Origin of the sequence: Halomonas sp. HL-93, from assembly GCF_900086985.1 — a bacterium.
In the GTDB taxonomy this organism is placed as follows: Bacteria; Pseudomonadota; Gammaproteobacteria; order Pseudomonadales; family Halomonadaceae; genus Vreelandella.
In genome coordinates this window covers 2,442,711-2,464,389 of sequence record NZ_LT593974.1, presented here as the reverse complement: position 1 = coordinate 2,464,389, position 21,679 = coordinate 2,442,711, and the positions used below count along the sequence as shown (strand labels likewise).

22 protein-coding genes are annotated in these 21,679 nt (G+C 56.3%); 11 read left to right on the top strand and 11 right to left on the bottom strand.

Annotation, left to right across the window (positions count from 1 at the left end):
- Window positions 1-204 precede the first annotated feature (204 nt).
- Genes GA0071314_RS11475 through tldD form a run of 7 tightly spaced genes read left to right on the top strand, consistent with a single transcriptional unit; the run spans window position 205 to window position 10,162 of the window.
- Window positions 205-1,242 carry a rod shape-determining protein gene (locus tag GA0071314_RS11475; RefSeq protein ID WP_074396769.1) on the top strand — a complete coding sequence of 346 codons (1,038 nt, stop codon included), beginning with the start codon at window positions 205-207 and terminating at the stop codon, window positions 1,240-1,242.
- Window positions 1,243-1,266: 24 nt separating this feature from the next.
- Window positions 1,267-2,211, top strand: coding sequence for a rod shape-determining protein MreC (mreC, locus tag GA0071314_RS11470; RefSeq protein WP_074396768.1), 945 nt, complete (start codon window positions 1,267-1,269; stop codon window positions 2,209-2,211).
- Window positions 2,211-2,699 carry a rod shape-determining protein MreD gene (mreD, locus tag GA0071314_RS11465; protein ID WP_074396767.1) on the top strand — a complete coding sequence of 163 codons (489 nt, stop codon included), beginning with the start codon at window positions 2,211-2,213 and terminating at the stop codon, window positions 2,697-2,699. Before mreC ends, mreD begins: the two co-directional genes overlap by 1 nt.
- Window positions 2,700-2,753: 54 nt before the next feature.
- A complete protein-coding gene (locus GA0071314_RS11460; protein WP_074396766.1) occupies window positions 2,754-3,353 on the top strand; it encodes a Maf family protein in 600 nt (199 codons plus the stop codon).
- Between the two features lie 18 nt (window positions 3,354-3,371).
- Window positions 3,372-4,835: a ribonuclease G gene (gene rng / locus GA0071314_RS11455; protein ID WP_074396765.1), complete on the top strand. Its 1,464-nt coding sequence runs from the start codon at window positions 3,372-3,374 to the stop codon at window positions 4,833-4,835.
- A 3-nt stretch (window positions 4,836-4,838) separates the two neighbouring features.
- Complete coding sequence (locus GA0071314_RS11450) at window positions 4,839-8,714, top strand: YhdP family phospholipid transporter (protein ID WP_074396764.1); 3,876 nt, start codon at window positions 4,839-4,841, stop codon at window positions 8,712-8,714.
- Window positions 8,711-10,162 carry a metalloprotease TldD gene (gene tldD / locus GA0071314_RS11445; RefSeq protein ID WP_074396763.1) on the top strand — a complete coding sequence of 484 codons (1,452 nt, stop codon included), beginning with the start codon at window positions 8,711-8,713 and terminating at the stop codon, window positions 10,160-10,162. The genes GA0071314_RS11450 and tldD overlap by 4 nt, the downstream gene beginning before the upstream one ends.
- A 7-nt stretch (window positions 10,163-10,169) precedes the next feature.
- Here tldD and yjgA read toward each other — a convergent pair whose 3' ends face one another.
- Window positions 10,170-10,688, bottom strand: coding sequence for a ribosome biogenesis factor YjgA (yjgA, locus tag GA0071314_RS11440; RefSeq protein ID WP_074396762.1), 519 nt, complete (start codon window positions 10,686-10,688; stop codon window positions 10,170-10,172).
- A 95-nt stretch (window positions 10,689-10,783) separates the two neighbouring features.
- Between yjgA and pmbA the strand changes: the two genes are divergently transcribed.
- Complete coding sequence (gene pmbA / locus GA0071314_RS11435; protein ID WP_074396761.1) at window positions 10,784-12,124, top strand: metalloprotease PmbA; 1,341 nt, start codon at window positions 10,784-10,786, stop codon at window positions 12,122-12,124.
- 21 nt (window positions 12,125-12,145) lie between these two features.
- Here the strand turns inward: pmbA and GA0071314_RS11430 are convergent, their stop codons facing one another.
- From GA0071314_RS11430 to GA0071314_RS11385, 10 genes are all read right to left on the bottom strand, one after another.
- Entirely contained in the window at window positions 12,146-12,415 is a 270-nt protein-coding gene (locus GA0071314_RS11430) for an HPr family phosphocarrier protein (protein WP_074396760.1), read from the bottom strand.
- Between the two features lie 72 nt (window positions 12,416-12,487).
- Window positions 12,488-13,369: an RNase adapter RapZ gene (rapZ, locus tag GA0071314_RS11425; protein WP_074396759.1), complete on the bottom strand. Its 882-nt coding sequence runs from the start codon at window positions 13,367-13,369 to the stop codon at window positions 12,488-12,490.
- Window positions 13,370-13,459: 90 nt separating this feature from the next.
- Complete coding sequence (locus GA0071314_RS11420) at window positions 13,460-13,933, bottom strand: PTS sugar transporter subunit IIA (protein ID WP_074396758.1); 474 nt, start codon at window positions 13,931-13,933, stop codon at window positions 13,460-13,462.
- 4 nt (window positions 13,934-13,937) lie between these two features.
- Window positions 13,938-14,246, bottom strand: a complete 309-nt coding sequence (gene hpf, locus GA0071314_RS11415; RefSeq protein WP_027335376.1) for a ribosome hibernation-promoting factor, HPF/YfiA family — start codon at window positions 14,244-14,246, stop codon at window positions 13,938-13,940.
- 86 nt (window positions 14,247-14,332) lie between these two features.
- Window positions 14,333-15,748 (bottom strand): RNA polymerase factor sigma-54, encoded by a 1,416-nt coding sequence (locus GA0071314_RS11410; RefSeq protein WP_074396757.1) that lies wholly within the window; start codon window positions 15,746-15,748, stop codon window positions 14,333-14,335.
- 104 nt (window positions 15,749-15,852) lie between these two features.
- Window positions 15,853-16,602 (bottom strand): LPS export ABC transporter ATP-binding protein, encoded by a 750-nt coding sequence (gene lptB / locus GA0071314_RS11405; protein WP_074396756.1) that lies wholly within the window; start codon window positions 16,600-16,602, stop codon window positions 15,853-15,855.
- A 10-nt stretch (window positions 16,603-16,612) separates the two neighbouring features.
- Entirely contained in the window at window positions 16,613-17,113 is a 501-nt protein-coding gene (lptA, locus tag GA0071314_RS11400; protein WP_074396755.1) for a lipopolysaccharide transport periplasmic protein LptA, read from the bottom strand.
- A 3-nt stretch (window positions 17,114-17,116) separates the two neighbouring features.
- Window positions 17,117-17,695, bottom strand: coding sequence for an LPS export ABC transporter periplasmic protein LptC (gene lptC, locus GA0071314_RS11395; RefSeq protein ID WP_074396754.1), 579 nt, complete (start codon window positions 17,693-17,695; stop codon window positions 17,117-17,119).
- Window positions 17,696-17,701: 6 nt separating this feature from the next.
- The gene (locus GA0071314_RS11390; protein WP_074396753.1) at window positions 17,702-18,238 is read right to left on the bottom strand and encodes a KdsC family phosphatase; all 537 of its coding nucleotides are present in this window, start codon (window positions 18,236-18,238) and stop codon (window positions 17,702-17,704) included.
- Window positions 18,239-18,258: 20 nt separating this feature from the next.
- Window positions 18,259-19,242, bottom strand: coding sequence for a KpsF/GutQ family sugar-phosphate isomerase (locus GA0071314_RS11385; RefSeq protein ID WP_074396752.1), 984 nt, complete (start codon window positions 19,240-19,242; stop codon window positions 18,259-18,261).
- Between the two features lie 219 nt (window positions 19,243-19,461).
- Here GA0071314_RS11385 and GA0071314_RS11380 point away from each other — a divergent pair, with 219 nt between their 5' ends.
- From GA0071314_RS11380 to mlaD, 3 genes are read left to right on the top strand one after another with little or no spacing between them, the layout of a single operon-like run.
- Window positions 19,462-20,286, top strand: coding sequence for an ABC transporter ATP-binding protein (locus GA0071314_RS11380; protein ID WP_074396751.1), 825 nt, complete (start codon window positions 19,462-19,464; stop codon window positions 20,284-20,286).
- Window positions 20,283-21,083, top strand: coding sequence for a lipid asymmetry maintenance ABC transporter permease subunit MlaE (mlaE, locus tag GA0071314_RS11375; protein ID WP_156524115.1), 801 nt, complete (start codon window positions 20,283-20,285; stop codon window positions 21,081-21,083). The genes GA0071314_RS11380 and mlaE overlap by 4 nt, the downstream gene beginning before the upstream one ends.
- A gap of 17 nt (window positions 21,084-21,100) precedes the next feature.
- A complete protein-coding gene (gene mlaD / locus GA0071314_RS11370) occupies window positions 21,101-21,565 on the top strand; it encodes an outer membrane lipid asymmetry maintenance protein MlaD (RefSeq protein ID WP_074396750.1) in 465 nt (154 codons plus the stop codon).
- Window positions 21,566-21,679 lie beyond the last annotated feature (114 nt).

Sequence of the window (21,679 nt, the reverse complement as noted above, 5' to 3'; positions counted from 1 at the left end):
TGGAACATATACCGTGTAACGCGGTATACAGACAGTCATCGAAATAACGTCTTGTGTTGCAGACGTGGAAAATAACCGCAAAAGGTACCACATCTTGGCACGCACGGGCAGTGTTTAGCGAGACTCGTGCTTGCTGCCAGGGGGTTGCGGTGATACCGTTTGCATCCGCACAGGGTTCCCAGTCTGCACTAGGTAACAACATCCATGTTCAAACGTCTGAGGGGGCTGTTTTCCAGCGATCTATCGATCGATTTGGGTACGGCCAACACACTGATTTACGTACGCGGTCGTGGCATCGTGCTTGATGAGCCGTCCGTCGTTGCTATCCGTCAATCCGGTAATATGCGCACCGTCGCCGCGGTAGGCGCCGACGCTAAACGCATGTTGGGGCGTACGCCGGGTAACATTACCGCTATTCGCCCGATGAAAGATGGCGTCATTGCCGACTTTACCGTCACCGAACAAATGCTTCAGCACTTTATCCGTAAAGTGCACCAAAGCACGTTTATCACGCCTAGCCCGCGCGTGCTTGTCTGCATCCCGTATATGGCGACGCAGGTAGAACGCAGAGCGATTCGTGAATCTGCAGAAGGCGCAGGCGCGCGCCGGGTGGATCTGATTGAAGAGCCGATGGCGGCCGCGATTGGTGCCGGACTGCCCGTGGAGGAAGCACAAGGCTCTATGGTGGTAGATATCGGCGGTGGGACAACCGAAATCGCGATTATTTCGCTAAACGGTATTGTCTACTCCGAATCCATTCGGGTCGGTGGTGACCGTTTCGACGAGGCGATTATCGCCTATGTTCGCCGCCATTACGGCAGCTTGATTGGCGAAGCCACCGCCGAGCGCATCAAGGAAGAAATTGGTTGCGCTTACCCCGGCGGCGAACTGCGCGAGATTGATGTGCGTGGTCGTAATTTGGCAGAGGGCATTCCGCGTAGCTTCACACTCAATTCCCACGAAATCCTGGAAGCGCTCCAAGAAACGCTGGGTGCTATCGTATCGGCGGTTAAGAATGCCCTGGAGCAATCGCCTCCCGAGCTGGCTTCTGATATTGCGGAGCGTGGGCTGGTGTTGACCGGTGGTGGAGCGCTACTACGCGATATTGACAAGCTGATTGCCGAAGAAACCGGGCTACCCGTCATTGTGGCGGAAGATCCGCTGACCTGCGTGGCTCGAGGCGGAGGTAAGGCCCTTGAAATGATCGATCAGCATACCTTTGAGTTGCTGTCGAGCGACTAATCGCAGCGGTTAATTGCGGGGGATTTGCCTATCAAGCCGCTGTTTTCGCACGGTCCGTTACCGGGATATCGGCTGTTTTTTTGCGTGCTGATTGCTAGTGCGCTGATGTTTGTCGACCAGCGTTTCACGCGCATGGAAAACGTGCGCGCCCAGATGTCTATGGTGGTGGCTCCCATCCAATGGGTGGTCGGAGTGCCGAGCCGTTTTTTGGATTGGGGGTCGCTGGCGTTTTCCGACCAGCAAGCGCTTGTCGATGAAAATCGGCGCCTGCGTGAACAAATCTTGACGCTATCGCATCGCGGTCAGCAGATGGCCAATCTCACCAAGGAAAACGCCGAACTGCGACGTTTGCTGGATGCCGCTAAGCAGCGTGATATCCCCTACATGACCGCCGAGCTGCTGTCGCTTGATAACGATCCCTTCAGCCATCAAATGGTGGTAGACCGCGGTCACCGTCATGGGGCTTATGTGGGTCAGCCGGTGATTGATGCGACGGGGCTTGTCGGTCAGGTGACGGCCGTTTCGACGTATTCCAGTCGCGTGCTTTTGCTGGCTGATGCCAGTCATGCCTTGCCAGTGCAGGTCAATCGTAACGGGTTGCGCTTCATCGTCCAGGGAGCGGGCCGCTATGGCCGGGTGAACGTATTACATGTCCCGAACACAGCAGATATTCGTGAAGGGGACGTGCTGACCACATCAGGCTTGGCTGGGCGATTCCCGCCTGGTTACCCTGTTGCCCGTGTCACCGAGGTGGAACATGACCCTGGCCAACCGTTTGCCAAAGTGACAGCGGAGCCCATGGCGCAGTTAAAACGCTCGCGTCATTTCCTGTTACTTTCACCGCCGCCGCAGGTGTCTCCTGATGAGCAACAGTGGGACGACACCCTAAGGGTCTCGGTCGAGGCGTTACGTAGTGCACACCAGGTAGTTAATCCCGACGATACATCGTTATCTCAGGAGGTGCCCTAATGCCCCGCATCCCGGTGACACCCTTGGTGGTTATTTGGTTGACCTTGCTGTTGGCACTGTGTCTGCAGGTGATGCCGTTGGCCGACGGCTGGCAGATATTTCGCCCTGAGTGGCTGGGACTGATGCTGATTTACTGGTGTATGCGCGAGCCGGATCAAGTAGGCGTTTTTCACGGCTTCGTGCTGGGCATTCTGCTGGATCTTATCGAGGGAACGCCCTTAGGTCAGCATGCCATCATGTTTTCATTGTTAGCGTTTCTGTGCGCGTTGGTTTATGCCAGGTTCCGAGCCTATTCATTGCTCCAACAAGCGCTGCTAGTACTGGTGCTATTGGGGTTGGTGCAGTTGATTAATCAGTGGGTGCGCAGCCTGGTAGGTGATTTTTCCATTCATTTGGCATTTTTAACCTCGTCGTTGGTTAGCGCGGTTTTATGGCCTTGGCTTGCGACCATGTTTGCTGCGTTACAGCGTCGTTTTGCCAGTTCTTGATACGTCTCAAGATGAGCTGTAAGGGTGCTTTTGAGTGATCAAGTTGGAGCATGTATGTCGTTGGAGTCAGCGCCGGTTTTATGCCTAGCGTCAGCGTCGCCGCGGCGGCGGTCTTTGCTCGCATCGATAGGCGTATCGGTACAGATACAGTCCTGCGATATTGATGAAACCCCATTAACGAATGAGCCTGCTGAGCGCTATGTGAGGCGTTTGGCAGAGGCCAAAGCGCAAGCCGCAACGCCCATGACATCTCTGCCTACATTAGGCTCAGACACGGCAGTAGTCATTGATGGGCAGATTTTAGGCAAACCCGCGGATGAACAGCACGCCGCGGCTATGTTGCGGCGGCTTTCAGGACGACAACACGAGGTGTTGACCGGTGTTGCAGTGATAGGGCCAGAGGGCGTTTTGACGTGCTGTGTGGAGACGCGTGTGACACTGCGTAACATCAGTGACGCTGAGATAGCCGCTTACTGGCGTACCTCTGAGCCTCAGGGCAAAGCGGGCGGCTATGCCATCCAAGGCATGGCAGCGGTGTTTGTGGCAGGAATTGAAGGCAGCTATTCGGCAGTGGTGGGGCTGCCATTATTTGAAACAGCGTGCTTGCTGCGTCGACAGGGGGTACCGTTATGGGATGGATATTTACCCGCGTAAACCCACAAGGATTTTTGCATGAGCGGTGAGGTTCTGATTAATTTAACGCCGATGGAGACCCGCGTAGCCCTGGTCGAAAATGGCGTTCTTCAAGAGGCGTTAATCGAGCGCTCTCGTCGGCGTGGCATTGTCGGCAATATCTACAAAGGCAAAATTGTCCGTGTGCTGCCTGGAATGCAGGCTGCCTTTGTTGATATTGGCCTCGAGCGTGCTGCCTTTATCCACGCCCACGAAGTGATGCCGCCCGGCACGCCGGTCGAAGAGCAGCAAACGATCGGGCAACTGCTTCACGAAGGTCAGGCGCTGGTCGTGCAGGTCACCAAAGACCCCATTGGCAGTAAGGGCGCCCGGCTGACGACTCATCTCTCAGTTCCGTCGCGCTATCTCGTCTATATGCCCGATTCCCCTCACCATGGCGTTTCACAGCGAATCGAAGATGAGCGTGAGCGCGAGCGGCTGAAAGCATTACTGGATAGCAGCATTGGCGAACAAACCTTAGACGTTGTCGGCGGTTTTATCGTCCGCACCGCGGCTGAAGGTGTCGGCGATGAGGAACTCATCGGTGATATGCATTTTTTGCTGCGGCTATGGCGCAAAGTTAGTGAGCGAAAAATTACCGCGGCCCCCTCGACGGTCATTTACGACGATTTGCCGTTATTTATGCGAACGTTAAGGGATGTGATGCGCGATGATATCGAAAAAATCCGCATCGATTCCCGTGAGAATTTCGTCAAGTTGGTGGAGTTTGCAGAGGAGTTTATGCCCGACGCGGTGGATCGCATCGAGTATTATCCCGGCGAAAGGCCTATATTTGACCTGTACAGCGTCGAAGATGAAATACAAAAGGCGCTGGGACGAAAAGTACAGTTGAAGTCGGGTGGTTACTTGGTGATTGACCCCACGGAGGCGATGACCACCATCGACGTCAACACCGGGGGCTATGTCGGGCATCGCAACCTGGAAGAAACTATATTTAAGACCAACCTGGAAGCGGCAACGGCCATAGCGCGACAACTGCGGCTGCGTAATCTAGGCGGCATCATTATTATCGACTTTATCGATATGGAAGATGTCGAGCACCAGCGGCAAGTATTGCGTGTACTTGAAAAGGCCCTGGAGCGCGATCACGCCAAGACGAAATGTACCGGGGTCACAGAGCTTGGCTTGGTGCAACTCACCCGTAAGCGTACACGGGAAAGCCTTGAGCAAACGCTATGTGAGGCGTGTCCTACCTGTAGCGGTCGGGGAACGCTCAAAACGCCTGAAACGGTGTGCTATGAAATCTTCCGTGAGATTCTGCGCGAAGAACGGGCCTACAGTGCCGAAACGTATATGGTGTTGGCTTCCCAGTCGGTCGTTGACCGCTTATTAGATGAAGAGTCGGCCGCCGTGGCCGATTTGGAAACCTTCATTAATAAGACGATACGCTTTCAAGTGGAGCAGCACTACTCTCAAGAGCAGTATGACATTGTGTTGATGTAATCCATGACGATTCACCCGGTGGTGCGTACTGCATTGAGGTTGACAGCGTGGTGGCTAGGGGCACTGGCAATTGTGCTGCTGCTGCTGCGTTTGGCGATGAGCCAGGCGGATGCGCTGACGCCGCGTATTGAGGCATTGCTAGAAGCCAGGGTAGGCGTGCCGGTCAACATCGAACGGCTGACGCTAGCCTTTGAGCGCAATGATATCCAACTCATGGTGGGCGATGTCAGCGCGCAAACTCCCAATGGCTACCCGCTTTTCAAGCTGGACCACGCCAAATTACGACTCGATGTCTGGGCATCGCTCAAAGCGCTCACGCCTATTTTCAACGACGCCGATATCCGTGGTACTGAGTTTCATCTTTACCGACTGTTTGGTGAAGAATGGCGGTGGCCAGCACCGGCCAAACTGCCTGTAATGGAAGATCGGCCAGCCATCAATTTAGCCGCGCTGGACCGCTGGACAGGGATTCTTCTCCGCCAGCGGTTGAGCGTAGAAGACACCCGTGTCGTACTACACGGTGAGCGCAATACCGTCGACTTACATGCGCCAACGCTGCTGCTGGGGGGAGACGACCAACGCACTCTGCTTGAAGGCAGTATTAATATCATTGATCAGACGCAAGATACGCCCTCCAGACCGTTGCCCATGGCGCACATGCAGGCGGAAGTTGAGCCAGGTGAGGAAGGCTATCGAGACTTTTCCGCTGCACTGAATGTGGAAATTCAACTCGACCATCTGGCGCTGCTGGCGGATGTGCTACGCCCCGGGTATATACCGCAAATAACCCAGGCGGGGGGCGATGCGAAGCTTTGGGGGCAGTGGTACAAGGGGCAATTAGATCAGGCCCGGGTGGGGGTAGATATACCGCAGTTAACGCTACGCCATGATGTACAGCGAGCCATGTTGAAAGATGTAGAAGCCCTAGGGCAGTGGCAGCGTGACGGTGATGGAGGAGAAGCCTGGTTAACAGGCAATGCAGTAAACGTTGAGTGGGCGGAGCCGACGGGCGTCAGTGAAGGTCCTGCGCTCCCCCGGCATTGGTATTTGACCCACCAGCCGGACGATTGGCAGTTGCGTACTAGCGCCTTTGAGCTGGCGTCGCTTGCCGCTTGGCGAGACTACATCTTGTTGCCCGAGTCAGTCACTCGCGTGTTGCAAACGCTCGCCCCGCGGGGGCAAGTAGAAGGTCTGAGCCTTGGTCAGCGTGAAGGAGAGTGGGGCATTGATGCGGCTATCAGTAACCTCGAAGCATTGCCTTGGGAGCAGGCCCCGGGAGGTGGTCCGTTGGACGCCTGGGTGCAGGCGCGTGATTTCAGGGGGCGGGTACAGTTTGCTAACCAGCGTGAAAGCACGCTTTACTTTCCTGAATTATTTGATGCCCCCATGCAATTGCAGCATGCCACCGGACAGGTCGAGTGGGTTTACGATGGCCCTCGGGCATTAGTTAGCGGTCGCGATATCGCACTCGTTTGGGACGGTGCCCGCGTCACTGGTGGCTTTGGATTAGTTACCGATGCGGAGCAAGGAAATTTTGGCCTGGATATCAATTTTCAGGATGTCGACGCAGTGGAGCGCCCTCTCGCGCAGTGGGTGCCGATGAGGGTGCTGGAGCCGGAGCTACGCGAATGGCTGGAGAGCGATGTTGGAGGCTATGTAACACAAGGGGCGCTAAAGCTTAGCCAGCCTTTAGGCGATGATGTTGCCAGTGACGAGGTGCGCACCAACCTTGATCTGACATTGCGTGATGGCTATTTGCCCATTGCACCTGACTGGCCGCAAGTTGACGGTTTGGCTGGGCGCTTGAAGTGGCAAAACGACCATCTGATGGCTGAAGTGGAGCGCGGACAAAGTCAGGGAGTCGTGCTCTCGGATGGGGCGCTGCGACTACAAGATGACGCCCTGAACCTTTCTGGCCAGTGGCAGGCGAGTGGGCAAAACGCGTTAGCCTTCTTGACGGCAATCCCCGATAGTGACCTGCCGGGTCTTGAGCAGCTTGATTTACAGGGCGATATCGACGGCGATATCGCCCTTGCAATGTCGCTGGACAATGAAGATGACCTCGCCTTGGAAGTCAACGCAGCACCTAGAGAAATGCAAGTGGGTTACGGCGAATTAGCCGCGCGTATTGAGGCACTGCAGGGACAACTCACCTGGCAACAACAAGGTGAGCAAAACGCGTTGATTGGCCAGTTAAACGGACAGCTGTGGGACGGCGTAATTGAAGCAGCGATTGATACCCGAGGCGATGGTGTCGAACTGCAGGGTGAGGCATCGTCTGATGGACTGCTAAGGTTGGCAGGTTTGAGCTCCGAAGCAGCGGCTGCGCTCGCCGAGGGCCGGTCATCCTGGCAAGGGCGGTTAACGTTATCGCCAGCGCCTAAACTGGCCTTGGAAAGCGACTGGCAAGGCATGGCTATTAAGCTACCCGCCCCCTTTACTAAAAGCGCGCAACAGGCATGGCCCTGGACACTAACGGCGGATCTGGACCCTCTACGCATTAAAAGCCGTCTGGCTGACATCGCTGACTTGCATGTCCAGTCCGCCGGAGGGGAGTTGGCGGGCAATGTACGTCTGGGTAGGGCATCGCGTTCTACGGAAAGCTGGCGCCAAACTGCAGGCTGGCAGTTGGCAGCCGATGTTGAGCGGTTAGATATCGACGCTTGGCAGACTGCGTTATCGCCCATCGTTCAGGGCGGCGACCAGATAGACGCTGAAGAGGCGTCTATCTCAGCGTTGCCACCGCTTTCGTTGAGTGTCACCACGTCTTGCGTGGTATACAAGCAGGATTGCTTGGGTGGTGGCACAGCCGAGGGCGACCTGCACGATAGCAACTTGTCGCTGATGCTCGACAGCGATTTGGTGCGAGGGCGGGTTGATTACCGTCCCAGCGGGGCGACGCCCTTGGATATTGCGCTCTCTCAGCTCTCTTTAGATCCCATTGTTGATGCAGTGTCTGGAAGCAATAGCGAGCAGCAAATTGTGTCTATGCCGTCTTCCTGGACGGAGTCGGTTGAAACAACGACACCTGAAGCATCAACACCAATGGCATTGCCCGCGTGGCTAGCCGATGTTCCTAATGGCCGCTTACGCTTGTCCGAGATGTTGCTCGACAATAAGCGAATCGGTCCTTTGACAGCCTTCTGGCAAGCTGATGGTGACGGTATTTCGCTAGAACCGGTTGGCTTGACGCTTGGCCAACTAACCGCTTCCGGTGCGCTGCATTGGGAAGGTGGCGCCGCCACTAGCAAAACCCGTGCGGAAGTGGCGATCAAGGGCGGTAATATTGCCACTGCGCTTGAGCATCTCGACCAGCCGGTGGCCATGCGTAGCCGGAGCACCCAGGTGGATGCAACACTGGCCTGGCCGGGGGCTCCGTGGCAGTTGGATCTCGCCCAGGCCGGGGGGGAGATGACCACCGATATACGCGATGGTCGCTTTCTTACCCTTGAATCGGCACCGGCCCGCTTAGTGGGGCTGTTGAACTTTGACAATATCTTACGCCGTTTGCGGTTGGATTTTTCCGATGTGACCGGACAAGGCACGGCGTTTGATCGCGTGCATGGCTCGGCGGATATCGCCGAAGGTAAGCTTATGCTGCGCGGTCCATTGCAAATTGAGGCGCCCGCCGCCACGCTGTCCCTTAGTGGCGACGTTGATTTGGTGAACCGTGAACTTGATCAACGCCTTGGCGTCGCATTACCGCTAAGCCAGGGCTTGCCCATGGCGGCGATCGCTATTGGGGCCCCCGTGGTGGGCGGCGCGCTGTTTTTAGCCGACCAGATGTTTGGCGATGCCTTGGATCAGGCGACCACGATTTATTACCGTGTGGAGGGGCCGTGGGCCTCGCCGCAAGTGACTTTAGAAGGTTCTCGATGACCGCACACACTGACGATTTACAAACCGCCGTTTCGATTTTGCTCACCCCAGGCGGATTAGACCTTGGCGCCCTTGACGCTGGCCTGGGCTACGCCATGGGCGCCGGTGTGGACTACGCCGACCTGTATTTCCAGCGCACCTGGCAAGAAGGCTGGGTACTGGAAGACGGCGAAGTTAAGGAAGCAAGCTACAATATTGATGGTGGCGTCGGCGTCCGTGCGCTTGCCGGCGAGAAAACCGGCTTTGCATACTCCAACCAGATTACTGCCGATGCGTTGATGGATACGGGGCGTACCGCGTCCGGTATTGTGCGCAGTGGCAAGCGCCTGATCGGGCAGGCCGTTAAACCCGTAACCGCGTCGCCTTACTACGCCGGCATCGACCCTCTCGCCGGCCTTAGCGCCGATGAAAAGGTCGCCATGCTCAAAGAAGCGGATCGCGCTGCCCGCGCGGCAGATCCCAGCGTCAGCCAAGTTAGTGCATCGCTGTCCGGAACCTACGAAGTAGTGTTGGTGCGTGCCAGCGACGGTACGTTGGCAACCGATATTCGCCCCCTTGTGCGCTTCAATGTGAGTGTTATTGCTGTTAAAAACGGCCGCCGGGAGCGCGGTAGCGCTGGCGGCGGAGGGCGTTATTCCATGTCGCGGCTGCGCGATGAGCAGGTCTCAGAGCGCTATGCTAAAGAGGCAGTACGCCAAGCGCTGGTCAATCTCGAGGCGGTCGATGCGCCCGCCGGGCAAATGCCGGTGGTGTTGGGTGCCGGATGGCCAGGCATTTTGCTGCATGAAGCCGTGGGGCATGGTTTAGAAGGTGATTTTAACCGTAAGGGTAGTTCGGCGTTTGCAGGCCGTATGGGCCAGCGCGTGGCCTCAAAAGGCGTCACGGTGGTGGACGACGCTACCTTAAGCGATGGTCGTGGTTCTCTGAGCGTCGATGACGAAGGCACGCCGGGGCAATATACCTCGCTGATCGAAGATGGTGTCCTGACCGGCTACATGCAAGACAAGCTTAATGCCCGTCTAATGGGAATGGCGCCGACTGGCAATGCCCGTCGCGAGTCATTTGCCCATATCCCGATGCCGCGAATGACCAATACCGTCATGCTGGCGGGACAGGATGAGCCAAGCGATATTATCAAGAGCGTCAAGCGGGGTATTTACGCGGTGAGCTTTGGTGGTGGCCAGGTCGACATCACCTCTGGAAAATTTGTGTTCTCCGCCAGCGAAGCCTATTTGATTGAAGATGGCCGCGTAACGGCGCCGGTGAAAGGCGCGACGTTGATTGGCAACGGCCCTGAGGCCATGAGCCGGGTGTCGATGATCGGTCATGATATGGCGCTGGATACCGGCATCGGCGTGTGTGGCAAAGAAGGCCAGGGCGTGCCGGTCGGCGTTGGTCAGCCGACGTTGAAAGTTGACGAGCTGACCGTCGGCGGCACGCAGTCTTAAACCAGGATTAAAGCTGGACGGTATCGCGTAAAAACTTGAACAGCTTGCGAGCGCTGGCCGGCGGCTTGTTTTGTTCTCGCTCACGCTGGGCATTACGGATTAATTGGCGCAGGGTTTGGCGGTCGGTATCCGGGTACTCAACGAGCCATTGCTCCGTTGCCGGGTCGCCTTCATCGATTAATCGGTCGCGCCATTTTTCAAGTCGATGAAAGGCGTGGTCGCGTTGCTGTTTTTCCTGTTCGATGCCGTCGAATACGGCCTGAATAGCCGCAAGGTCTTCCTTGCGAATTAATTTGCCGACGTACTGCATATGCCGACGGCGCCCTTCATGGGAACGGATGCGAGCGGTTTCGTCGATGGCGCGCAGCATGTCATCGGATAGTGGGAAACGGGCCCGCTCGGCGGGCTGCATGGCGATTAATGTTTCCCCCAATGCCTGAAGCGCGTGCATTTCGCGCTTTAACTGGGACTTGCTGGGGCGCTCTGCCATGTCATCGTCTATAGGCTCGGGGCGTTGTTTTGGCATCGTGGGTTCTCTTAAACAGAATTCGTGGCCTTATTATATCAGGCTGCGATGCTCAATATTGATCTACCGGCTATGTCGGTGGTTAAGGAGATTGTATGGCTCAAGCGTTCGATGCATCTGCCCAGCAGGCACTGCTCATCCTTCGTGCTGAAAGTGCATTAGCGATGGCCAAACGGATGGGTGCCGATGCCGCTGAGGTGGGCGCAAGTGTGGATCAGGGGATTGGCGTCAGTGTCCGCCAGGGCGAGGTTGAAACCGTTGAGCTTTCCCGAGATCAAGGCATTGCGATTACCGTGTACGTGGGCCAGCGCAAAGGCAGCGCCTCTTCAACGGATGCCAGCGACGCTTCGCTACAGGCCACCGTCGAAAAAGCCCTGGCGATTGCCCGCTACACGGGAGAAGACCCGTCAGCAGGGCTTGCCGATGCGGCGTTGATGGCGACTGAGCTGCCCGATTTAAACGTTCATCATCCTTGGGCGTTAACCACTGATCAGGCTATTGAACTGGCATTGACCTGTGAGCAAGCGGGTCGCGAGGTGGCAGGCATTACCCAATCAGACGGCGCCTCGCTGTCCAGCGGTGAAGGCGTGCGCGTGTATGCCAACAGCCACGGTTTTATCGGTACCCAGAAAGGTAGTCGGCATTCGCTTTCTTGCATGCTGATTGCCGAAGACGCGCAGGGTATGCAGCGTGACATGGATTACACCTCGGCGCGCGATCCTGATCAGCTATCTGACCCGGCAGCGGTTGGCCGCGAAGCGGCCAGACGAACTCTGCGTCGGCTGGGGGCCAAACGACCGCCTACGGGGACTTATCCGGTGCTGTTCGACCCCAGTCTGGCGAGTGGTCTGGTGGGCCATCTAATGGGTGCCCTGGCGGGCGGTGCGCTATACCGTCAGGCCTCTTTCCTGTGTGATCGGCTCAACACGCCGCTGTTCCCTGATTGGTTTAGCCTCGAAGAGCGGCCAATGGAGGTCGGGGCGACGGCTAGCTCCCCGTTTGATGGGGAAGGCGTGCAAACGCGCAATAATCGTTTTATCGACCACGGCAAGATTGCAAGTTACATGCTGTCTTCATACAGCGCCCGGCGCTTGGGTATGACCACGACGGGTAACGCTGGCGGCGCACGCAATATGCGCATTACCGCGCCGTTAACCAGCCAGGCGTCGCTGCTGGAACAAATGGACACTGGCGTTTGGGTGACCGAGTTAATGGGCCAGGGAATTAACGGCGTGACCGGCGACTACTCACGCGGTGCTGCGGGTTTCTGGGTCGAGAAAGGCGTGATTCAATACCCCATAGAAGAGTTCACTATTGCCGGTAATCTGGAGCGTATGTACGCAAGCTTGATTGGCGTGGGTGATGACATTGACCGGCGGGGCAGTATCCATTCCGGCAGTTGGCTGATTGATGGTATGACTATCGCGGGTAGCTAACTTAGCAAGGCAGGCAGGGCTTTACTTGTCCTCGTCGAAACGTGCGTCGAACAGCGCTTGAATCGCATCCAGCGCTTGTTCGGCGTCATTGCCTTCTGCTCTTATGCATAGCTCCGTGCCACAAGGCGCTGCAAGCATCAAGAGGGCCATGATATTGGCGGCATCGGCTTCCTGCTGCTGCTTTAAGACACGTACGTTGGCGTCAAATTGCTGGCTGCACTGTACAAGTTTGGTCGCAGCGCGAGCGTGAAGGCCGCGCTGATTTGTAAGGGTAAGTCTACGTTCGGGCACCCTGATTCCTTTTGGCTGCTAGGGTCGTCGCAATGGATGATGGCCCTTGCTATACGGCTAGGGCAACTAATACTAAAGCGGCGCGTTGACCGTGTATTGTAAGCCCAGCTCGCGGTGGCGTAACTGTACCTCGCCTGCTTGTCCGGCGAGGCGCTGCGCCAGTTGTTCAACCATATACACTGAGCGATGCTGACCCCCGGTACATCCTATCGCGACGGTCATGTAGCTGCGCTGGCTGTTTTGGTAGGCCGGAAGCCAGCGTTCAAGCCACGCCTGAATATCGCTGGCCATGTCATCGACCAGGGGATAGTTAGCTAAAAACGCAATTATATCGGCATCGCGGCCAGTAGACGAGCGCAGAGAGGGATCCCAGTAAGGATTAGGCAGGCAGCGCACGTCGAAAACGATATCGGCATCGAGCGGCACACCGCGCTTATAGCCGAATGACTCAAAGGTCAGCGTTAGCTGATCACGTCGCTGATGCGCTACCTGGTCGGTGATACGACGACGAAGATCGTGTACTGACAGGCGCGATGTATCGATAGTGAGATCGGCGAGGTCACGGATTTCGTGCAGCGTTTGCTCTTCTTGATCAATGGCTTCTTCAAGCGTGAGCGTACTATTGCGTGTTAACGGGTGGCGCCTTCGAGTAGCCGAATAGCGCTCCAGCAAAATGCGTGCATCGGTGGTCAGATATACAATCTGACACTTGATGGTACGTTGGCGAAGCTCTTCGAGAAGCTTGGGAAGCTTAGCAAGCGCGCCCGGCAGATTGCGCGCATCAATGCTAACCGCCAGATGGGTGCGTTCCCCCTGGTCGCGTAGCTCATCAATCAGCGAGTCCAGTAGCATGGCTGGCAAATTATCAATGGCGTAATAGCCCAAATCTTCCAGCGCCTGTAAGGCAATTGATTTGCCTGACCCGGATCGTCCACTAATAATGACGAGTTGCATGAAGGCTCTCTTGCTTGCGGTCAAGTGACGTGGGTAACCAGCCAGATTAAGACGTTAACTCAATCTATACCCACCGGACGTGCCAGCGGGTTACTGACTGGCTGCTTGGTCGCGTATCTTGGCGGAGATGAGATCCAGCAATTCACGTTGACTGCCCGTTTTGCGTAGCTGCTGGCGTGTGTCGGCGTCGTTCATGATGGAAGCGACTTGGCCCAGCAAGGCCAAATGCGTGTCGTCCGCTTCTTCGGGCACAAGTAGGACAAACACCAAATCCACCGGATCGCCGTCAATTGCATCGAAGTCGACCGCTTCATTGAGTTTGAGAAAGCCCGCGATAGGCGATTCACAGTGTGGGCTTCGCGCATGAGGAATCGCCACACCGTTGCCAATTCCCGTGCTGCCCAGGCGTTCACGCCCAATCAAGCGACTGAATACTTCCTGGCTATCGAGGCTTGGGATGTTTTGCGCGATGAAGGTGCTGAAAAACTCCAGCACCCGTTTTTTGCTGCCCCCAGGCACATCGTAGAGAACGCGCTCCGGGGGGAGGATAGTGGCCAACGTCATTGAATTAACGCACGCCTGCGCCTTGGGCGCGGGCTTGTGCTTTTTCCTTATGCTTAACGAGTTGCCTATCGATTTTGTCCGCTAGGGCGTCAATGGCGGCGTACATATCATTATCAAGGGCTTCGGCGTGCAAGTCAGCACCTGCTGCGTGCAACGTGCAGGCCGCCTGTTGGCGCTCTTTTTCAACCGAAAGCGTTACCTGCACGGTGGTAATGTTGTCGTAATGGCGCTCGACGCGTTCCAACTTTTCGTTGACATAGTCACGCAAGGCGTCAGTCAGTTCCACATGATGACCGGTGATATTGACTTGCATTGACGTACTCCTTATCCATCGGACTGTTCTTCGATTGTAACCCTTTTTGCCGTTAAGCAAAGCCCTTGTGATGAGTTTCCGTTTATCTAACGCAAACGACGTCGCTCGCTGGATGAGGGAATGCCCATGCCTTCTCGATATTTGGCGACAGTGCGGCGTGCCACGTGGATGCCGACGTCTTCAAGTAGAGTCACTAAACGGCTGTCCGACAGTGGTTTGCCGGAGGGCTCTTCCTGAATTAATTTTTTGAGCCGTGCACGAATCGCCGTACTGGAGTGGCTGTCACCGTCTTGACCGCTTATTTGGCTGGAGAAGAAGTATTTAAGCTCGAAAATACCCCTTGGGGTATGGATGAATTTCTGGGTGGTGACGCGAGAAATCGTCGATTCGTGCATCTCTACCGCATCCGCAATATCCGCCAGAATAAGCGGCTTCATGGCTTCTTCGCCCTGCTCTAAAAAGCCGATTTGGCGAGTGATGATTTCGCGGCCGACACGCAGTAGCGTGTCGTTGCGGCTGGAGAGGCTTTTGATCAGCCAGCGGGCTTCCTGTAAGTGGTCTTTGAGGAATTGGTTATCCTGACTTTTGTCGGCGCGCTTAATCAGGCTGGCGTAGTCGGGTTGAATCCTGAGCTTAGGCAGCGCCTCTGGATTGAGTTCGAGGTGCCAGCCTTCGTTATCGTGGCGAACCACTAGATCGGGGATCACATAGCTGTCGTCAGTGGCGCTATAAGCGCTGCCTGGGCGCGGGTCAAGGCTGCGGATGAGCTGGACGACCTCGTCTAGCTGCGCATCGTCGAGACTTAATCGTCGCTTGAGTAGACGTTGATCATTTTTGCCCAAGGCTTCCAGAAACTGGCGCACCAAACGCCGCGCGGGAATCAATAACGGCGTATCGTCGGGTAGCGTGGCGAGTTGTAGCATCAGGCACTCGCGAAGATCACGGGCGAACACGCCGGTGGGCTCAAACTGTTGAAGCCGTAACAAGATGGTTTCAACCTCACGCTGGCTGAGCCCTTCCACGCCTTGGGCGCGCAGCCCTTCGCGGATATCGTTGAGTGGCTGGGTGAGGTAGCCGTTTGTATCGAGAGCATCAATCAGGCTCTCGGCAACCAGCTGTTCGCGGCTGCTTAAATCGGTCATGGCCAGTTGCCAGAGGAGGTGGCCGTGTAGGCTTTGCCCCGCCGCTTGGCGTTCAAAGTCAGGGCCCTCACCACTCGAGCTGCCGGTACTGCCCGTGTCCTGGTAGGTATCCGACCAGTCACTGTCGACGGAGAGCTCTGTGGGGATGCTGTCTGCCCATTCGGCTTCTTCCGGCTCGCTGGCGGCTTGTTCGCTGAACTCATCCTCCTGCTCAAGCATGGGGTTGGCGTCCAGCGCTTGCTGAATTTCCTGGCGTAAATCGAGCGTTGATAGCTGCAGCAGAGCAATTGCCTGCTGCAGCTGAGGTGTCATGGTGAGCTGGGTGCCAATTCGCAGTTGAAGAGAAGCTTTCATGACCATCAGAGAACCATTCGGTTATCGGAAAGCATCCACCCTAGTGCGAGTTTTGTTTTGGTGCAAGTGCAATAAGCATGCCACCGGCAATAAATATGCCATTGATAGCTTTACAGACGGAAATCAGCGCCTAAGTAAACGTCGCGCACTTCTTGATTGTCAAGAATGGCGTTTGGTGTGCCGCTGGCAATAATGTGGCCATCGCCGACAATGTAGGCGATGTCGCATATATCCAGCGTTTCACGCACGTTGTGGTCGGTGATCAATACGCCAATGCCCCGGTCCTTCAATGCGCGGATAATCGACTTGATGTCGCCCACTGAAATAGGGTCTACGCCCGCGAAGGGTTCATCGAGCAGAATAAATGCAGGCTCAGTGGCCAGTGACCTAGCGATTTCGACGCGCCGCCGTTCACCACCCGATAGGCTCATGCCCATATTGTCGCGGATATGGGTGATATGAAAATCCTCTAGCAGTGTTTCCAGACGAGCTTCGCGTCCGGCGCGGTCCAGGTCGCTTCGGGTCTGCAAAATGGCCATGATGTTATCGGCGACGGAAAGCTTGCGGAAAATCGACGCTTCTTGAGGTAAGTAGCCAATGCCTGCCTTGGCGCGCTCGTGCATAGGGGCGCGAGAAAGATCAAGGGTGTCGATGCCGACGCTGCCTGCATCTGCCTTGACCAAGCCGACAATCATATAGAACGAGGTGGTTTTACCCGCGCCGTTGGGGCCAAGCAAACCCACAATGCTGCCTTGGGAGATGTCCAGGTTAATATCTTTTACGACGCGTCGGCGCTTATAGCTTTTTGCCAAATGGCGGGCGTGTAGCGTTCGAGTTGCGCTTTCGGCGGCAGCTACCATCGGGCTCTCCTTAGTCTTCGGGTTGCAGCGTCATGCGGATGCGTTGCGGCTCTTGGTTCTCAACATCGGAACGCGCTTCGACGACCTCGCGGTCGATGAAATAATCCAAACGTCCGCCGGTGAAGCGGTCGCCTTGTTGAATGATTTCTGCCTGGTCAATCAACTCAACCCGGCGCTCGGCGACGTGATAAATCACGCGCCGGCCCCAGCCTTCTATCGGGCCATCTTGGTCCTCGGGTTGCTGACGTAAATAGGCGCGATCACCCAGTGCCGTCGCCCGCGAGAGCTCGCCTTCTTCGTTACGTTGGATTTCAACTTCATCGCCTCTGATCAGCATATCTCCCTGGCGAACCTCTACGTCGCCGGTGTAAACCGCCGTACCGGCACGTTGGTCAAGGTCAAGCTGATCGGCTTCGACTTCAACCGGTTGCTGTTGCTGGTGATTATCCGCCAGCGCATAAAAAGGGACTAAGCAGGCAGCGGCAACCGCCGTGTAGATAAACGCTTTCATGTTTTATTCCTGTCCAGGTTGCGTCTCTGGGGGGTGGTGGCCTTGAACGTTATCTTCAAGCCTCACCTCATCCTCGTTTAGCCATGCATCCATCCGCTGCGCCGTTGTTCGCTGGGGCGGTTGCTGGAGTAGCACGTGGGTGTCACTCCATGCATGGGCGTTTTTCCCTTCATAGTGCAGGACATCTGTATCGAGTTGCCAGCCCTCTTCGGGTGCTATGAGCTTGGCATTGCCGGAAAGCGTCAGTTCCTGGGAGCGAGTGTTAAGCGTGCCCACCTCTGACGTGGCGTTCCACACGCGTCGCTCGCTGTCATAAAGTGTGGCGTGGGGTGTTTCGGTCTGGGTCGTCGCAGATTGAGGGGTATGTACCAGGCGGGGTGTGGTCAGCCCCTGCTGGATATTACCCTGTTCGTCAAATAGCGTGAGCTCGGCATTGTGTAGGACATGCCCCGGCTCTTCCGCACGCGCATCTGGGTCCTGGGGGACAGTTTGCGGGCCGCCAGGGTCCAGCCATACCAGCATGCCGCCGAGGGCCAGCACAATCAGCGCAAGTCCCACGCGCGTGCGAAGTTGCTTCAACATAGTTCCTCAGCCGTGTAAGTAGGTATCGATGACGGCGCCCCAGTGCCCTTGGGCGTCGAGTAGCGCATCGCAGACTTCACGAACCGCTCCGTGGCCGCCCAGGCGCTCTGTCACCCAGTCAGCATGGGTGTGCATGTAGTCAGGTGCGTTGGGCACCGTGATCCCGACCCCCGCTCGCTTGATGCTTGCCAAATCGGGTAGGTCGTCGCCGCAATACGCTACTTGAGGCAGTTCAAGCCCAAGGCGTTGGCAAAGGTCGCGCAGCACGGTCAATTTATCCTCGCAGCCTTGGTAGACGTGAGGAATGCCCAGCGCAGCGGCGCGTTGACTGACCATGGGTGAGTCACGACCGGTGATCAGGGCGACTGAAATACCCGCGCGTTTAAGTAGTTTGAGCCCATGGCCGTCTTGGGTGTGGAAGGCTTTGATTTCCACGCCATCGGCCTGAAAGTAAAGCCGACCGTCGGTGAGTACGCCATCAACATCAAGGGCAAATAAGCGAATGCGACGCAGTCGGTCGAGTAGGTCAGTGGAAAGGGTCATTGAGCCTCCGGTCGATTCAATTAAATGACGCCGCTGGCGAGCAGGTCATGCATATGTAGAGCGCCTATTGGGCGTTGTTGTTCATCCACCACCGCGAGGGCGGTAATGCGGTTGTCCTCCATGATGCGCACGGCTTCCGCCGCCAGCAGGTCGGGGGATATCCGCTTGCCGGGCCGCGTCATGACGTCATCTACCCGCACTTCACGCAAATCGTGGAAGTTATCCAGCGTGCGGCGTAAATCGCCATCCGTGTAGACGCCGGCTAGTTGGCCGTTGGGGTCCACCACGCAGGTGAAGCCCAAGCCTTGCCGGGTGATTTCCAATAAGGCGTCGCGTAGTGGGCTGCCTAATGCAACCTGCGGTAAACGTTCACCCTGATGCATAAGGTCGCGAACGCGCAGCAACAGGCGTCGGCCGAGGCTGCCGCCAGGATGCGACAATGCAAAGTCCTCTGCGGTAAAACCACGCGCTTCCAGAAGCGCCACCGCGAGGGCGTCGCCGAGGGCCAAGGCCGCTGTGGTTGAGCTTGTCGGGGCAAGGTCAAGGGGGCAAGCTTCGCGATCCACGCTGCTATTTAAATGAGCATCCGCATGCTGGGCCAGGGTCGAGGTGGGGCGCCCCGTCATGCTGATTAGTGGCGTCCCCAGCCGCTTGAGTAGCGGCAGCAGGGCGGTCACTTCGGCGGTTTCCCCTGAGTTAGAGAGCGCTATAACGACGTCGCTGCGCGTGATCATTCCCAGGTCGCCGTGGCTGGCTTCGCCCGGGTGAACGAAAAAAGCGGGCGATCCGGTGCTGGCTAATGTAGCCGCGAGCTTACCCGCAATATGGCCAGATTTTCCCATACCGGTGACGACTACGCGTCCTTGGCAGGCCAAGATAAGCTCGCAGGCATGGTCGAAATGCGCATCCAGTTTGGCGGCCAAACCTGCGATCGCGGCTTGCTCGATGTTTAGCGTGCGCAGTGCGCTTTGACGAAAAGGCGTGCTAGCAGCTGTCTCTGGCATGAGTATTAGCGTGGCTCGTTAAAATAATAAATAGAAGATAAGAATAACATTGACTGAGTGGACTTTGCCCCATCGTTTTGTGGTGAGGTGAACAGAGGCTCGCTTGTCGTCGTCAGGTAAGGTTAGAATACGATGTTCGATAATAGTTTTTAAACACTGTTTTCTTTATGCTGCGTGAAGCCAGTGAGTACGCACGTTAACGCGAGAGTTGATGGTTCCATGAGCGATGTGCCTTTTATTGAAGTCGAGAACCTGTATTTTTCGCGGGGTGATACCGAGATTTTTCGCGGGGTGAATATCACCATCCCGCGAGGAAAAGTGACGGCAATCATGGGGCCAAGCGGTACCGGTAAAACGACTTTATTGAAGCTGATCGGAGGCCAGCTTACACCCGATCAGGGCCGCGTGTTGATTGATGGAGACGATGTCCACCGGTTATCGCGTAAGGCATTGTTCGCCCTGCGCAAGCGCATGGGCATGCTGTTTCAAAGCGGCGCGCTGTTTTCAGACCTGGATGTTTATGAAAACGTGGCATTTCCGCTGCGTGTTCATACGGATCTACCCGATGCGATGATCCGCGATTTGGTGCTGCTCAAACTTCAAGCTGTGGGCTTGCGTGGCGCGCGCCACCTTTCGCCAGCCGAGCTTTCCGGCGGAATGGCCCGACGTGTGGCGCTGGCGCGGGCCGTGGCGCTTGATCCAGAGCTCATTCTTTACGACGAGCCGTTTGTTGGTCAGGATCCTATTTCCATGGGCGTGCTTGTGCAGTTAATTAAACGCCTCAACCAGGCATTAAGCCTGACGTCGGTGGTGGTGTCCCACGATATCAAGGAGACCCTGACAATTGCCGATTATCTGTATTTTATTTCCGAGGGCCATGTGGTTGCGCATGGAACACCAGCAGAACTCGATGCCAATCAGGATGCTCGGGTGAAGCAGTTTATACACGGTGAGCCCGACGGTCCCGTCCCCTTTCATTACCCCGCGCCGGCTTTTTACCAGGATATGTTGGGCGATGTGGCGACTCAGGGAGATGCCAAATGACGATGAAGCAAGGGCAGGTCGCCACGCGCATTACTCGATTGGGGCGTCGCAGCTGTGACGTGGTCGAGTCGCTGGGGCGCGCTGGGGTATTTCTTGCTCAATCGGCGGTAGGGGTGCCATCGGCAGAGGGCATTCGGCTTTGGATACGCCAGTTGCACTTTGTCGGTGTATTATCGCTAGCGATTGTGCTGGTGTCAGGCCTGTTTATCGGCATGGTGTTGGCGCTTCAGGGGTATACGATTCTCATTGATTTTGGTGCTGAGGATGCGCTTGGGCAGATGGTGGCGCTATCGCTGTTGCGCGAATTGGCTCCGGTGGTCGCCGCGCTGTTATTTGCCGGCCGCGCGGGCTCGGCGCTAACCGCTGAAATAGGCTTGATGAAAGCCACCGAGCAGTTAACCAGTATGGAAATGATTGGCGTCGACCCCCTCAGAAGAGTGGTTGCTCCGCGTTTTTGGGCAGGCGTTGTCGCACTACCGATTCTTACCGTTGGGTTCAGCGTCGTCGGCGTTTGGGGTGGTTATCTCGTCGGCGTTCAGTGGCTTGGCGTATTCGAGGGCTCTTACTGGAGCAACATGCAGGCCAGCGTGGCGTTTATTAATGACGTTGGCAACGGCATGATTAAAAGTGTTGTGTTTGCGGTGGTGGTGACTTGGATTGCGGTCTTCCAAGGTTACGATTTGCTGCCAACTTCTGAAGGGATTTCCCGAGCGACCACGCGTACCGTTGTCTACTCGTCGCTTGCGGTTCTGGGGCTTGATTTCATATTAACCGCCGTTATGTTCGGCGGCCTCTGATTAGGTGGAGCAGTTTCATGAAGCGAAGTAGAACCATGGAGTTTGGCGTCGGCCTGTTTATTTTAGTGGGTATTTTGGGGCTGGTGTTTTTGGGGCTGCGCGTTAGCGGGTTAACCCTTTCCGGGGCGTCGAACACCTATCAGTTGGACGCTAACTTTTCCAATATTGGCGGATTAAAGCCTCGGGCACGTGTGTCTATGGCAGGTGTTACAGTAGGCCACGTTGAAGCGATCGAACTCGACACTGAGTGGTATGACGCCCGCGTGACGCTGAGCTTGGACAGTGAGCTGGAAGGGCAGATCTCCCGTGATGCCACCGCGTCTATCTTGACCTCGGGTTTGCTCGGCGAGCAATACGTTGGCCTGAGCATGGGAGGCGATCCTGAAATGCTGGAGGAAGGCGATACGATCCGTGATACCCAATCGGCTCTGGTGCTTGAAGAACTTATCCAGCAATTTATATCCAATATGGCAAGTAATTAAATTAATCGTTGTGATGGCGAACGGCTTGCCACGCTGCGGGCGGGTCGCTCAAGACGAGATAAATGACGGGGACATGTTCGCCGTCGCTAGGAGAAGAAAATGATGTTGTTAAAA

What these genes read in the sequence shown, in the direction of transcription:
- GA0071314_RS11475 (WP_074396769.1), top strand. Translation starts at nt 205, where the DNA reads ATGTTCAAACGTCTGAGGGGGCTGTTTTCCAGCGATCTATCGATCGAT.
- mreD (WP_074396767.1), top strand. Translation starts at nt 2,211, where the DNA reads ATGCCCCGCATCCCGGTGACACCCTTGGTGGTTATTTGGTTGACCTTG.
- GA0071314_RS11460 (WP_074396766.1), top strand. Translation starts at nt 2,754, where the DNA reads ATGTCGTTGGAGTCAGCGCCGGTTTTATGCCTAGCGTCAGCGTCGCCG.
- rng (WP_074396765.1), top strand. Translation starts at nt 3,372, where the DNA reads ATGAGCGGTGAGGTTCTGATTAATTTAACGCCGATGGAGACCCGCGTA.
- GA0071314_RS11450 (WP_074396764.1), top strand. Translation starts at nt 4,839, where the DNA reads ATGACGATTCACCCGGTGGTGCGTACTGCATTGAGGTTGACAGCGTGG.
- tldD (WP_074396763.1), top strand. Translation starts at nt 8,711, where the DNA reads ATGACCGCACACACTGACGATTTACAAACCGCCGTTTCGATTTTGCTC.
- yjgA (WP_074396762.1), bottom strand. Translation starts at nt 10,688, where the DNA reads ATGCCAAAACAACGCCCCGAGCCTATAGACGATGACATGGCAGAGCGC.
- pmbA (WP_074396761.1), top strand. Translation starts at nt 10,784, where the DNA reads ATGGCTCAAGCGTTCGATGCATCTGCCCAGCAGGCACTGCTCATCCTT.
- rapZ (WP_074396759.1), bottom strand. Translation starts at nt 13,369, where the DNA reads ATGCAACTCGTCATTATTAGTGGACGATCCGGGTCAGGCAAATCAATT.
- GA0071314_RS11420 (WP_074396758.1), bottom strand. Translation starts at nt 13,933, where the DNA reads ATGACGTTGGCCACTATCCTCCCCCCGGAGCGCGTTCTCTACGATGTG.
- hpf (WP_027335376.1), bottom strand. Translation starts at nt 14,246, where the DNA reads ATGCAAGTCAATATCACCGGTCATCATGTGGAACTGACTGACGCCTTG.
- GA0071314_RS11410 (WP_074396757.1), bottom strand. Translation starts at nt 15,748, where the DNA reads ATGGTCATGAAAGCTTCTCTTCAACTGCGAATTGGCACCCAGCTCACC.
- lptB (WP_074396756.1), bottom strand. Translation starts at nt 16,602, where the DNA reads ATGGTAGCTGCCGCCGAAAGCGCAACTCGAACGCTACACGCCCGCCAT.
- lptA (WP_074396755.1), bottom strand. Translation starts at nt 17,113, where the DNA reads ATGAAAGCGTTTATCTACACGGCGGTTGCCGCTGCCTGCTTAGTCCCT.
- lptC (WP_074396754.1), bottom strand. Translation starts at nt 17,695, where the DNA reads ATGTTGAAGCAACTTCGCACGCGCGTGGGACTTGCGCTGATTGTGCTG.
- GA0071314_RS11390 (WP_074396753.1), bottom strand. Translation starts at nt 18,238, where the DNA reads ATGACCCTTTCCACTGACCTACTCGACCGACTGCGTCGCATTCGCTTA.
- GA0071314_RS11385 (WP_074396752.1), bottom strand. Translation starts at nt 19,242, where the DNA reads ATGCCAGAGACAGCTGCTAGCACGCCTTTTCGTCAAAGCGCACTGCGC.
- GA0071314_RS11380 (WP_074396751.1), top strand. Translation starts at nt 19,462, where the DNA reads ATGAGCGATGTGCCTTTTATTGAAGTCGAGAACCTGTATTTTTCGCGG.
- mlaE (WP_156524115.1), top strand. Translation starts at nt 20,283, where the DNA reads ATGACGATGAAGCAAGGGCAGGTCGCCACGCGCATTACTCGATTGGGG.
- mlaD (WP_074396750.1), top strand. Translation starts at nt 21,101, where the DNA reads ATGAAGCGAAGTAGAACCATGGAGTTTGGCGTCGGCCTGTTTATTTTA.